This is a genomic window from Roseomonas aerilata DSM 19363, from assembly GCF_000711725.1.
Taxonomy (GTDB): domain Bacteria; phylum Pseudomonadota; class Alphaproteobacteria; order Acetobacterales; family Acetobacteraceae; genus Roseomonas; species Roseomonas aerilata.
On record NZ_JONP01000017.1, the window covers coordinates 1 to 13153 of the forward strand.

Annotated in this window: 9 protein-coding genes and 3 pseudogenes; 3 read left to right on the top strand and 9 right to left on the bottom strand. The window is 65.7% G+C overall.

The genetic code is table 11. The features are described from left to right. The coding region (gene recD2 / locus BO39_RS18485; protein ID WP_043836203.1) for an SF1B family DNA helicase RecD2 at positions 1-1805 on the bottom strand (1805 nt) is incomplete at its 3' end. A gap of 151 nt (positions 1806-1956) precedes the next feature. Between recD2 and BO39_RS18490 the strand changes: the two genes are divergently transcribed. Beyond that, positions 1957-2433 carry an NYN domain-containing protein gene (locus tag BO39_RS18490; RefSeq protein WP_169742783.1) on the top strand — a complete coding sequence of 159 codons (477 nt, stop codon included), beginning with the start codon at positions 1957-1959 and terminating at the stop codon, positions 2431-2433. Between the two features lie 362 nt (positions 2434-2795). On the opposite strand, the gene BO39_RS18495 is transcribed toward BO39_RS18490, so the two are convergent. The 7 genes and pseudogenes from BO39_RS18495 to BO39_RS32685 all read right to left on the bottom strand — a co-directional run bounded on the left by BO39_RS18495 (position 2796) and on the right by BO39_RS32685 (position 10725). Further along, entirely contained in the window at positions 2796-3752 is a 957-nt protein-coding gene (locus BO39_RS18495) for a tripartite tricarboxylate transporter substrate binding protein (RefSeq protein WP_043836207.1), read from the bottom strand. A gap of 62 nt (positions 3753-3814) precedes the next feature. Further along, positions 3815-4918: a mandelate racemase/muconate lactonizing enzyme family protein gene (locus tag BO39_RS30130; protein ID WP_156963744.1), complete on the bottom strand. Its 1104-nt coding sequence runs from the start codon at positions 4916-4918 to the stop codon at positions 3815-3817. 222 nt (positions 4919-5140) lie between these two features. Then, positions 5141-5380: a hypothetical protein gene (locus BO39_RS18505; protein ID WP_043836209.1), complete on the bottom strand. Its 240-nt coding sequence runs from the start codon at positions 5378-5380 to the stop codon at positions 5141-5143. Positions 5381-5909: 529 nt separating this feature from the next. After that, a pseudogene (locus tag BO39_RS31205) lies at positions 5910-6696 on the bottom strand (IS5 family transposase). Positions 6697-6910: 214 nt separating this feature from the next. Next, a pseudogene (locus BO39_RS31210) lies at positions 6911-8097 on the bottom strand (transposase). 227 nt (positions 8098-8324) lie between these two features. Further along, on the bottom strand, positions 8325-10409 hold the full coding sequence (locus BO39_RS18520) for a hypothetical protein (protein WP_043836211.1): 2085 nt from the start codon (positions 10407-10409) through the stop codon (positions 8325-8327). 178 nt (positions 10410-10587) lie between these two features. Further along, positions 10588-10725 carry a hypothetical protein gene (locus BO39_RS32685; RefSeq protein WP_156963745.1) on the bottom strand — a complete coding sequence of 46 codons (138 nt, stop codon included), beginning with the start codon at positions 10723-10725 and terminating at the stop codon, positions 10588-10590. Between the two features lie 352 nt (positions 10726-11077). Here BO39_RS32685 and BO39_RS32690 point away from each other — a divergent pair, with 352 nt between their 5' ends. Further along, positions 11078-12058 (top strand): hypothetical protein, encoded by a 981-nt coding sequence (locus tag BO39_RS32690; RefSeq protein ID WP_156963746.1) that lies wholly within the window; start codon positions 11078-11080, stop codon positions 12056-12058. A gap of 237 nt (positions 12059-12295) precedes the next feature. Here BO39_RS32690 and BO39_RS33670 read toward each other — a convergent pair. Next, a pseudogene (locus tag BO39_RS33670) lies at positions 12296-12478 on the bottom strand (IS5/IS1182 family transposase); the annotation flags it as partial. Between the two features lie 245 nt (positions 12479-12723). Here BO39_RS33670 and BO39_RS18530 point away from each other — a divergent pair. Then, entirely contained in the window at positions 12724-13026 is a 303-nt protein-coding gene (locus BO39_RS18530; protein WP_281175575.1) for a transposase, read from the top strand. Positions 13027-13153 lie beyond the last annotated feature (127 nt).

Sequence of the window (13153 nt, forward strand, 5' to 3'; positions counted from 1 at the left end):
CCGGGGCAGAAGGTCCAGCCGAAGCGCTCCACCCGCAGCTCGCCCGGCGGGTTCAGCGCCTTCTGCAGCTCGATGTTGAGCGACCGCGCGCCGAGGCCGCCCCGGTTCATCGGGCAGAGCACCTGCACGTCGCGCACGGGGTCGAGCCCGAAGCGGGCCGGGATCCTCTCCCGCACGACCGTCAGCAGCTTGCGCACGCCCTCCTCCGGACCCGCGGCGTCCACGAAGAAGAAGTCCGATCCCTCGCCCGGGCGGAGCTCGGGCATCTGGCCGCTGTTGATCCGGTGCGCGTTGACGATGACCTGGCTCTCGGCCGCCTGGCGGAACACCTCGGTGAGCCGCACCACCGGCAGGGCACCCGAGCCGATGATGTCGGCCAGCACCTGCCCAGGCCCAACGGAGGGCAGCTGGTCGACGTCGCCCACCAGCAGCAGCGCCGCCTCGTCTGGCAGCGCCCGCAGCAGGGCGCGCATGAGGGGCACGTCCACCATCGAGGTCTCGTCCACCACCAGCAGTTGGCACTCCAGGGGCCGCTCCTCCCCCCGCTTGAACCCACCCGTCTTGGGGTCGGTCTCCAGCAGGCGGTGAATGGTCCGGGCCTCCAGCCCCGTGCTGTCGGAGAGGCGCTTGGCGGCCCGCCCCGTGGGGGCGCAGAGCGCCACCTCCACCCCCTTGGCCCGGAGCACCCGCAGGACCGAGTTGACGAGTGTGGTCTTGCCCACACCCGGCCCGCCGGTAATCACCAGCACCTTGGAGCGGGTGGCGAGGGTGAGGGCCTCCCGCTGGCTGGGGGCGAGCGACAGGCCGGTCTTGCCCTCCACCCAGGGGATCGCCCGCTCGGCATCGATCTCGGGCCAGGGCGGCGCCCCCTGGGTAAGCGCCCGCAGCCGCTCGGCGATGCCTTGCTCGGCGCGGTAGAGGCCGGCCAGGAAGACGCAGCGCTCCCCCTCTAGGGTATCGGCCACGACGTCGCCCTCGGCCAGCTCCAGCTCGAGCGCGGTCTCGATGAGGGGAGGGGGCACCTCGATCAGGGCCGCTGTCTGGGCGGTGAGTTCCGCGAGCGGTAGGCCACAGTGGCCCTCGCCGGTGGCCTCGGCGAGCGCGAAGGAGATGCCGGCGCGCACCCGGATCATGGCGGTGGGCTCGATGCCAAGCCGTTGGGCCACGAGGTCGGCGGTGCGAAAGCCGATGCCGCGGATGTCGCGGGCGAGCCGGTAGGGGTTCTCGGTGATCACCTGCACGGCATCGGTGCCGTAGGTTTTGTAGATCCGCACCGCCCGCGAGGTGCCGACCCCGTGGGCGTGGAGGAAGAGCATGATCTCGCGGATGACCTTCTGCTCGGCCCAGCCGGCGACGATGCGAGACGCCCGCTTGGGGCCGATGCCCGTGACCTCGCGCAGGCGCCCAGGCTCGGCCTCGATGAGGTCGAACACCGCCTCGCCGAAGGCGCGGACCAGCTTCCTGGCATAGGCCGGGCCGATGCCGCGGATCATGCCCGAGCCGAGATAGCGCTCGATGCCCTCGAGCGTTGTGGGCGGGCTTGCCTTGAGGAACCCCGCCCGGAACTGCAGTCCGTGGGTGCGGTCGTTGAACCAGGTGCCCGAGAGCTGGACCCACTCGCCAGCGGCGATGGTGGCGGCGTGCCCCACCACCGTGACCAGGTCCTTGTGCCCGCGCGCCTTCACCCGCAGCACGCAGAAGCCGCTCTCGGCATTGTGGTAGGTGACCCGCTCCACCAGCCCGGCCAGCGCCTCGGTGGAGACTGTGGCAGACGTGGAGGCGCTCTGGGTAGCTGCCTGGCCCACTTGCTCTATGCGCCCGGCAGCGAAGCCAAAGGGGCAGGGGAGGGCAGGGGCCCCGGTCCCGGTAGCGGCAAGCTCGACGAGGACCTCGTGTGACCCATCTCGCCTATGTGGACCTCAGCAACCGGTCATCGAGGGGCAGAAGGTGAGCGCCGTGGCGAAGGGTATGGCGCGCAGCCTGGAGGACGGCCGGCAGCGCGGGCTCCTCGACTTCGCATACCGGTTGGACCTCTACCGCCTCATGACCCTGCTCCGGCAGGCACCGGGTGAGACGAAGGCAGTGGTGTTCGGCAGCGTGACAGACGCCAATCAAGGCCTGTGGCGCCATGCCGCAAATGCGGGCTTTGAGGTGGTGACGGTAGAGCGGGGCTTCTCGGGCAAGGAGAAGCGGATGGACACCAGCTTGGTCACCCGCCTTTGCCGCGATGTCTACCGCTTCGGTGACCCGCGACGCGACCACATCACGCTGGTGGCAGGCGATGGCGACTACGAACCGGTCGTGAAGCAGCTGGTCGCGGACGGGTTCACGGTGACGGTGTTGTACTGGGCCCATGCCAGTCGGGAGCTGCGCGAGGCAGCGTCGGCCTTCCACAGCTTAGACCCCTACATCGCAGATCTGGCGCTTGCCTGATTGCGTGGCCGAAGGCGCACCCCCTCACCGCGGCCGGGCTGGACCGTTGCGCTGGATGGCTTGGATTAGGCCACCTTGCGTACCGCCGCCCACCTCTCAGGCGGCGTGCGACTTGCGCTCCTTCGCCTCTGCCTCGGAGCGCTCCTTCCAGAAGGTCATGTCCGCCGCTTTGCTGAACATCACCCGAACGCCGGTGGCGCCCTTGCTCATCCGGAGGTTCCCGCCGTTCTGCGCTCGGTGCTCGGCAACCCAGCGCTTGAACGTCGGATCCTCGCTGGAGCATCCCGCGAACTCGTGCCTGCGGGCCCAGCTAGGCCTGGAACGGCGGGTGCAGCCTGGCCCTTGGCCGCGGTGACACGCCTCTACTCCACACGGATGGCTGCCGCTCGGATGACCTTGCCCCAGCGCACAACCTCACTGTGCATAAAGCGGTCGTACTCTGCTGATCCGGAGACCGAGGCCTCTGCACCTGATCGTGCTAGCGCCTCACGCGTCGTGGGCAATGCCTGAGCCGATGCAACGGCTGCGTTCACGCGGGCGATAATGCTCGGCGGAGTTCGTGCTGGCGCTGCCAGTCCGTACCAAACAGTCGCAACAAGGTCAGGAAAGCCGGCTTCCACCACAGTGGGCACCTCGGGCAGGATGGCGGAGCGCTCCCGGCTGGTGATCGCAAGGGAGCGGAGCTGACCGCCACGGATAAAGCCAAGCGAACTGATCGGTGAATCAAGGCTCATCTGCACTTGACCGGCAATAAGGTCGGTGATTGCCGGACCCTGACCACGGTAGGGAACGTGAACCATGTCCAGGCGCTCCTGGTACTTCAGCAGTTCCTGTCCGACGTGGGTAATGAGGCCGGAGCCGCCGCTGGCGTAGGTGACCTCCCCTGGATGGGCGCGGATGTAGTCTACCAATTCGCGTAACGTGGTGACCGGCAAACGGGGATTTACCACAAAGGTCATGGGCGACGTCGCCCAGGGCGATACACCGCGGAAGTCGCGCGCGATGGAATAGCCGGGCCGCGCGTACAGCGTTTCGTTGATCGCCGTGGCCGGAGTAGTTGCTAGGAGCGTGTAGCCGTCGGCCTCCGCTGCAGCGACGAGCGCGGTTCCGATATTTCCGCCCGCACCGGTGCGGTTCTCGACCACTACGGGTTGGCCGAGCTGGGCGGCCATGGCGGCGGCCATAAGCCGTGCTTGCAAGTCGGCCCCGCCGCCAGCGGCGAAGGGCGAGATCACCCGGATCGGGCGTTCCGGGTACTCCGCCTGCGCTCCCGATGCGGCGAGCAGGATGAGAAGGCTGAGAATGACGGGACGAAACATCGGTAACCTCCGTTACGGGCGGCGGTATCGTGTGCAGACAGGCGGTCGAAGCTCACCCCTGTTCAGGCGTAGGTGACCCCGCAACCAGGCCCGGCGGGCACCGTGATCACGCCAGCCTCGATTGGAAGGGGCGTGAACGGATCGTCCAGAATGTGGTCGTGCTCGGACAGCTCGCAGGCAAAGGGCAGGGTACGCAGTGAGGCGGCAGCGTGCGCCGAGGCGGCCTGCAGCAGCGCCGGGCCAAAGGCCGCGCCCATGCGGGGCGCAATTTGCCCGGCCTCCAGCATGCGCGCCGCAGTGACGAAGTTACGAATGCCGCCGAGCTTGGTGATCTTCAGGTTCACCACGTCCGCCACTCGTCCCTCAATGACACGAAGCACGTCAGCCACGGTCTCCACCGTCTCGTCGGCTTCGACGGCGACAGGCAACGTGCGGGTGACAAGGGCAAGTCCCGCCCAATCGGCGGCGGGCACAGGCTGCTCTACCAGTGCAATGTCGTGCGCCTCCATAGCTTTCCAGGCGGCGATAAAGCCTTTTGCGCTGTAGGACTGGTTCGGATCGAGCGTCAGCGCGATTTTTGGCCCGACTGCCGCACGCACTTCGGCTACGCGGCGCGCGTCGAGTGAGGCGTCACCGGCGAGCTTCAACTTCAGCGTGGCGTACCCCTTCGCCACGAGCGCAGCGGCGGCGATCGCCATCTCGGCCGGTGCTTTAATGGGGAGAATACGGGACTGCTGAATGGTGGTGCGGAAGCACCCGCCCAGCAGCACCGACAACGGTAGCCCTGCGCGGCGCGCGACAAGATCGTGTAGCGCCATATCGATCGCAGCTTTAACGGACCGGTTGCCGGCGAGCGTTGCCTCGGCCATGTCCATGAATGCTGCGAAATCTTCTGGTTCACGGCTTTCCAGCATTGGTAGAAAAAAGCGCAGCCCGGCTTCTGCCCCCTCGCCATGCGTGGTGATGGCCGGAATGGCGTGGCAGTAGCCCAGGCCAGTGATGCCGTTCTCGTCTGTTAGGACCAGCACCCAGCCGCGGAGCTCCGGCACGGTAGCGCGCGCGAACTTCCAGTTCGCATCCTCCTGCCGCTGAATGCAGGGGCGCAGTGCAGCCGTAACGATCGGCATCGTTTCCTCCAGCCGCATCAATTGCACGGCTTCAATCAATCATTCAGCAATATGACCTATCTGATACATGCGTAAAGCGTTTAGCCAGCGAGGCTGCATCTCCGTCGCCCTTCAGCCTACGGGTGAGCGGTCATATCGCTCATGAAAGGTCAAACCGCGGATCACCCGCTTGCGGAGGGATGCTCAGGTGCAGCTTCGCTGCATGGCTTGGACCGGGCCACATCGCGGTCTGTGACGCCCCACGAGCAGCTGTCCCAAGGCTCAGGCTGCGTGCGACTTGCGGTCCTTGGCTTCCGCCTCCGAGCGCTCCTTCCAAAAGGCCATGTCCGCCTCCTTGCTGAACATCACCCGAACGCCTGTGGCGCCCTTGCTCATCCGGAGGTTCCCGCCGTTCTGAGCCCGGTGCTCGGCCACCCAGCGCTTGAATGTCGGATCCTCATCGGAGCAGCCCGCGAACTCCAGCACCCCGGCGATCTCTTCCTGCTTGCGACGCTTGACCATCTGTCAGAACCCTACCGGTGTATGGGAAGAACGCTGGCGCATGCCGCTCACCGGCCGCCCACTTAACACCGTTCAACGAAGAACCAGATGGCGAGACGGAAGACGCACCCCTGCGCAAAGCTGGTGAGGGATGACGTGTGAGGCTCAGGGCTGAAGTGCCCGCGGATGCGGGACCTGCAATCGCCTGGGCGACAGCAACACCAACTCCGGACGGGAACGTCGACCAAAGATGAAGCGATTACAAGGCACTAAACCTTGTAGACTAAATCGCCCAAGTCCCAAGCTCTGGAGACGATGGCTTCTCCGGAGAGAGAAAACGGCGCTCATTCCGCACTCGAAGTATCAAGCTATGCGCGGAAAGTGAGGCCAGAACACACGGAGAAACGCGATACCAACCTGCCAGAGAAAAGTTGTCTCGTGGAAAGTTGGAGCAGCGAGAGGAACTGGGCGCAAACATTCTCTGGGCGCCAGGAGGCAGGTAGGAGGGCGCAGAAAATTTCGGCGGTGCTGCCGCGCATGCTAGGTCCGGTTAGCGCTTGAGCCAGTCGAGGGTGGCGACGAGGTGCAGGACGCCAAGGAAGGACGGCGGATTTCTCGTAGCGCGTGGCGACAGCGCGCCACTCCTTGAGCCTGGCTCAGAGACGTTCGACCCTGTTGCAATTGTTGTAATACAATCTGTACAGGCGACCGGGGCCTCGCTCCTCTTGGGCGGTATCGTCGGCCGTGCGCCGAGGCTCCAGACGTGCTCGCCAAAGGCATGGCTGGAGTAGCCGCGGTCTCCCACAACCCAGAGCGGCACACCAGGGAGGGCGGCGAGAAGAGGGACGGCGTGGGGCAGCTCGTGCGCTCGGCCCGGTGCGAGGGAGAAGGCGACGGTGCGGCCCGCACTGTCGGCGATCACGCAGACCTTGGTACTGAAGCCACCACGGGTTGAAGCACTGCTTCGGACCGGCCAAGCGCCTCACGCTCGCCTCGCTCCGGCGCTGTCGCTCCTTTTTGGCTGCCCCTACCGCCTTCTGGTGTGCACGGATCGAGGTGCCGTCGAGGAAGCTCATGCCGAGCCTGATGCCTCTCTCCTGTACCAAGGCGAGCAAGCGTTCCCAGACGCCGAGGCGTGACCAGCGGATGAATGTCTGATCCGCCATCCACTACGGCCCCTCGTTCGCAGGCAGGGCTCGCCACTTCGCGCCATTGTCGTGCCGCCAGAGGATCGCACCGATGGTTCGGCGCAGGTGCTGCGGCGGCACCTTGGCGTCCGGGTGGCAAGCCTCGATCAGTGGCTTCAGCAACGTCCACTGCTCCTCCGTCGGCGCCATCCCGTTCTCCGAGAACTGAGAGATCGCGGGCATCACACCCAGGATTCAGGCGCTAACAGGCCTGAGAATTTCCGGGCTGGACATCAAGTGGCGGAGCGCCGACTTGGAGCTACCCGGATCCGACGCCGGCACCGTGGCAATATGGTGTAATACTCGGCTCAAGGGCCTTTTGAGGAACCGCTGGTAAGGGTTGGATGCGGTAGCGGGCGGTGGGTCAGCTGGTAGGTGCGGCGTGTCGGTACCGGGTGGCGCCGTGCGCGGCACCGAGGGCGAGCGCGGCAAGGAGCACCATCAGAACGGCGCCTGCCAGCCGCTTGAGGTTGATGACGGCGGCGGTGAGGAAGGCCCGGATCTGCATGTTGGCGAGGCTTCGCCGAACGGCGCGGGCAAGGCCATGCCAGGTCTTCGCCTCGCCGTGGACGCCTTCGACCAGGCCACGGTGGCGGTGGTAGAGCGCCCGCTCGCGCGGTCCCCAGCCGGCGTATTTGCGGCGGGCACGCAGCAGGGCTGGATGGTCCTTGTGCAGCAAGATGGCGCGCCGGCGCATGGTGGTGCTGAAAGGGATCGCACGCAGGCGGCAGGGCTCGCAGTCTGGATGACCGCTTCGATGTCGCGCTGCTCGAGAGCGGCAAGGACGCGAGTTATGGCATAGCTCGCGTCCATCGTGGCGACCCCCATGGGCACCCCGGTCGCCGCCTGGATCGTGTCGAGCTGGGCCTCGACAGCCTTGGTGTCGTGCTGCGCGCCGGTGGTCATCGCAACGTCGAGCACCACGCCAGCCGCAGCATCGACGGCCATATGCTGCTTGTAGGCGGGCTCGACCCGGCACGCCCGATTGCTAGTCGCCAGACTGGCGGCTGGGTCGGTCCGGCAGACCGGCTCGGCAGGGCCGTTCGCCACCTCGACCACATTCGTGTGCCGTCGCGCGATCGTCTCCCAGCTCACATCGGCGCGCACCAGGGAACTGTCGATGTGCACCACTTCGCCCTTTCCAACGCCGGCCGCGACGCAGGCCTCGACGGTGCGCGTGAAGATGCGTCAGAACCGCTCCGCGCCCCAGCGCTGGCGGATGCGCGTCAGGTTGGAATGGTCAGGCAGCGCCTCGGCCAGCCCGAAGCCGGCGAATCAGCGAATGGCGATATTGACCGTCGCCTCTCGCATCAGCCGCCGGTCGTGCACGATGCCGAGTAACAGGCCCGCCAACATCAGCCGGACCGCCGCCTCCGGGTCGATACCTGTTCGTCCGCTGCCTGCCGCGTAGTACTCCGCAACCTCTGCCTGCAGCCAGCCAAGATCGAGAACCCGGTCGACACGGGCGAGGACGTGATCGTTCGGGATCAAGTTCCGCAGCGAACCGGCAAACGCCAGCTCGTGTTGGCCTCGTGCTCGATGTCCCAGCATCCCACTGCCCCGATCCGCCGACACCGCAGCGAATCAGGACGCAGTGACTTTCTCAACAAGCCCATGAGCCGGTATAAGTCCAATCGGACGACGATCGCCACCGCGCGAGAGCTGATCCACCCCTGTCCAGCCGCACGATTTTGACGCGCGTGGCTTCCGCCTGCTTGAGGGCGTTGGCCACGGCCTTCTGGTACCAGTGCCTACGGCATGGTGAGCAGTGCCCTGGTTCACATACGGCGCTGGCAGCCTCCGGTCGCCTCCTTCGGAGCTATGTCAAACTGCGCCGCGCGTTGGGCAGGCGCCGTGTAGGGCGCTCCCGCGTTCTGAATCCAAGAGAGGGCAGCCCGGACGCGTGGCGTGCCGGTGAGTTCCGACAGCAGCGTAAGCGACTGAATAGCGAGGATGCCGTAGACGCCTTCGCTGTTCGCCCAGCCGTTGCCGTTCGACAGGTTGCGCGCCCGCGTCTCCTGGCCGATCCGCGCCCAGGTGCTGAAAGGCGACTGCGGCTGGCCTTCGGGTGCGATGGCGAGGTTATAGGCGCAGCCGTCATGCGGGTTGAAGCCGCGGTCGCCCGAGAGGAAGCGCCCGGCGATGAAGTTCTCCATCCAGTCGAGCACGGCGCGCGCATCCGCGTTTCCCCGCCGGGCGGAGAGGGCCGCGGTGGAGACGAAGTAGTCCTGCTGCCAGGGTGGTAAGGCGCCGGACGTACCGTACTCGCCGGGGATCCAGCCATGGGCCTCGCCCTGGCGCCGCGTCCATTCCGGTATCTGCGCGCGGATCCAGGCCCAGTTGCTGGCGGCCACCCCGCGCAGGTAGTCGCCGGTGCGGTCTCCCCGTGGAGCGGCCCAGGCGGCGTTATCGAGCTGGCGCATGCTCCAGGCAGCGCCGCGGACCTGCACGCCGCGCACGATGTTCGCCTCCCCCTCCCCGCGCGGCGCGGGCCAAAGGCTGATGATGTTCCAGGCGCTCTGCGCCAGCAGCTCGTCCAGGAAGGCGCGCCGGCCGGTCAGCACGAGCGGCACGGTGGAGAGATCGGGCTGGTGCGCCGTGTCGGGCGTCCAGCCGGTGTCGCTGGAGACGTTCTGCATCAGACCACCCGGCGGCGGGCCGCCCCGGCCGTCCACCCAGAGGCGCGGCCATTTCTTCACGTCCAGCCAGCCGTTCACGGAGGGGTCCCACATGTGCCAGGGCACAGACCCCGCCGCCTCCGCCTGCCCGATGGACACAGTGGCGGCCCGCTGGTCGCCCGTGCCGAGCCAGAGCGCTTGCGGCTCGGTGACTGGCCCGATATCCGCCCGCCCGCCAGTGGAGGGCATGGCGCGGGTGATGCCGCGCGCCTCCAGCGGGGCCGACCAGTTGCCCTCGCCCACCTGCTGCGCGAGCCGGCCGAGCGCCCGGTCTACTGTACCGCCTGACATCCTGTAGCGCGGCACGGCACCCGCATCGGCGAGGTAGTTCGTGTCGTGCCGCGGGCGGGGTGGCTCGGCCGCAGGCTTGCCGTGGTCGGCGGCCAGCAGCCGGCCCCAACCGGTGTAATGCCACTGGTGAAGAAGGCCGGTCCGCATCGCCTCCCGCCCGTCCAGCAGCACCCGTACCCCGTAGGAAACGGCCCCGCCGCCGGGGCGCATGGCGGCGTCGTTGCGCAGCCAGACATCCGTCCAGATCGTGCCGTCGCTCCGCACCGACACATCCGCCACGACCCGGAGCGAGGTCACGCCGGCCAGTGAGGACGCGGGCACATCAACCGAGACGCGCCGCTGCACGGCCAACGGACCGGACTGCCAAGCCTGGTCGGCCGGCGCGGACCGGAAGGCTGAGAGAAGATCCAGGCGCCAGACCTGCCCGGCCGCAGCTGCCAGTTCCAGCACCGCGCTACGCCCCCAGCGGCCGGCAGCGATGTTCAGCGGCTCCGCGGGGCTGCCGGTGGCGGACATCAGCATCACCTCGCGCTCCTGCCCCTTGGCGATGGCGGGTGGAGCGAGGGAGACGACGGCGAGCCGCGCCGAGCCGTCGGGATGGGCCGCGATGACGTCGAGTTGCGCTGGAATCTCGCGCCCGTTGGCATCGCGAGCGCGAAGGACGGCACCGTGCGGCACGTGGCCGGGCTGAAAAGCCTGCCCGAAGACCGTGACGGTCCCGCTTGGCGCGCCCGTTCCTTCTAGTACCAGGCCGACGATCTCGCCCGGCGCGGCGGGGCAGGGCACGGCCGGGGCGGCCTCGGCAGGGCCCGGTCGAACAAGTGCCCCCGTTCCGAGTGCTAAGGCGGCACGGCGCCCCAGCGAATGCCGAAAGGGGTGGTTCAGACGCGTCATCCTTAGGCTCCCTATACCCGGTGGAGGAGGGCGAGTTGCACAGCAGTCGTCTTGCACCAGCCAAGACGATAAGCATGGGCCCGGAGCCATCGCAGCAGGTCAGGCCGGACATAAGACGGCGAACACGACGGAACTGAAGTCTTTGACGGTGACTGGAATACCGCGTGACTCTATATCATTAATGAGAAGGATCAATCTTTCTGAGATTGAGCCGGAAAAACTTTTGTGCCGCCGCCTCGCGGCTCATCCCGTCCAGCACGTTCGCTAACGCGATCAGCAGGGCCGAGACCCGCCCGTCACGCTCGCGCCCGGCCACCTGCCGGAGGCTCCCCGCCTCCATGTCAGTTCAGATCGCAACCGTCGCACCCATTCTGTGCCCCCCGCCGCCTCGCAGAGCACCGAATCAAACCAGTCCGCGCGTCACCTCACACGCATGAGTCAAGAGTTCGTGGGGCGGGTATTGCCTCCAACCGAGAGCACCTCATGACGGCCTGTCAGGCAAGCTAACGCACGGGCATCTCAAAAATGATCCTTCATCCCGAAAAGTGAGTTTTTAGTTGACGTGATCCGTTACGATGCCGCAGCATAGCGAAGAACCAAAAGGGATTGATGCGGCCGGCGTCCCCGCCGTCGCGAACAGTCGTCGTTGAAGGACAGTTCTTCCCGCCATGAGAACTTTTCGCTTTCCTCATAAGCTCCGGCAAATTCCAGCACAGATGCACCATCACCGCATCGCTGCGATCGAACGCACTCCTCAACTGCAGGCGCAGGCCACAGGCCTCATGTACCTTAGTCAAATCTGCCACCGCGATGTACGGTCCTGGTTGGTTGCGATCAAGTCCGTGGCCCAAGTGGTTGGGCCTGGCGAGTTCACGGTGCTGGATGACGGGACGCTTACCAAAAACGATTACAAGCTTCTTCGTCGGCATGTGGAAGGCTTGCGCATTCTGCCGATCGTCGCAGTTCCTATGGAGGGGGTTCCAAGTGGCGGTTGCTGGGAACGGCTGATGGCAATCCTTGGTCTTTGTTCAGACTACTATGTAGTGCAAGTTGATGCTGACGTCGTAGTGAACCTTCCGCTTGGCGAGGTAACCGCGGCCATAGCTGCTAACCGTGCTTTCACCCTCTCAGGGGAACAAGGTGCAATGGTCACGACGGCCTGCGAAGCTGCGGAGCAGGCCAAACTAGTGAGCTATTCGCATGTTCAGATTGCTGCTGAGCAGTTATTAGATCAAATGCCTGATGCCCACGCATTGCGCTATGCGCGAGGTTGCGCAGGATTTGCCGGATTTCCACGCTGTGTCTCTCCGATGACTATAACCTCGTTCTCGAACTTCATGCGACAACATTTGGGGGATCGTTGGAGTGCGTGGGGGTCAGAGCAGGTAGCATCGAATTTCCTGATCGCGAACAGCGGCACAGACCCGCTAATACTGCCGTGGCATCGCTTTCCTGCATTCGGCCTTTCGCGCGATACCAGTCAAGCTGCGCTGATACATTTTGTCGGGTGCCATCGCTACGAAAGCGGTGTGTACACTCGGATGAGCAAGGCAGCGATTCGGCGACTGTTAGGAAAAACGTCTATTTTCCGACCAGCCTTATTTGCGCTAAAACTCGGAAAGCAAGGCCTCGAACGAGCTCAAGCTTAGGAGGGCTCTTGCGAGCGTACTGGTGGAGCTACGAGCCAACGTCCATACAAGTTCGACAGTTCGCGGGGGTATTGAGCATGGCGTCTACCTCGAAGACGCAGTGCGCAGTGCAGATGAATTTGGCTTCAGTTCGAGTATGCAATCCGCTGCTGCATCAATTATCTGTCCTTGTGCCTGCTTCAGACCCTGTTGCGCAATTCGGGTGATGAGCACGAATGCCCCTCTATTCTGGTTTGGTCAGGCGACAGCGACGGAGTTGGGCATGCCGAGCCGGTTGTAGGTGTTGAGGATGGCGCAGCGGATCTGCACCTCAGCCACTTGGCGGGCGGGATCATGTGCCGCGAGCCGCTCGCCGAGACGTTTGATGCGTGACATCGCTGTCTCGGCCAGGCTGCGGCGATGGTAGCCGCTCCAGCGGCGTGGACCGGTGTCTCTGATGGCAATCTGGTCCATGCTGAAGCGGCTCGGGCACTCGCATAAAAAAGACCCTGAGGGCGTCCGAGCAGGACAGGACCGATGTAGCGGCCCATCGGCGCCACTAGCGTGTCTGGCAGCGCACCATGGATCCCGAGCGCTTCGTCTTCATCGACGAGACCGGCGCCGCCACGAACATGCTCCGCCGCTACGGCTGAGGGCTGCGGAGTGAGCGCCTGGTCGATGCCGGGCTGCACGGCCACTGGCGCACCACCACCCTCATCGCGGGGCTGCGTAGCACCGGGCTCGTTGTCCCTCTCGTGTTGGATGGCTCTATGACTGGCGAGGCGTTCCTCGCCTACATCGGGCGGTTCCTCGCGCCCACCCTCACCAGGGGTGACGTGGTGGTCCTCGACAATCTTCCCGCCCACAAGGTCGCCGGTGTACGCGAGGCGATCCGCGCCACCGGCGCCGGCCTCCTCTACTTGCGGCCCTACAGCCCGGACCTGAACCCCATCGAGCAAGCCTTTGCCAAGCTGAAGGCCCTGCTCTGAAAGGCCGCAGCCCGACTCCGCAAGACCGTCTGAACCACCATCGGCAAGTTGCTCGACACTTTCACGCCAATCGAATGCTGGAACTACCTCGCTAACTCAGGCTATGCGTTCGAGTGAAGTGGAAAGC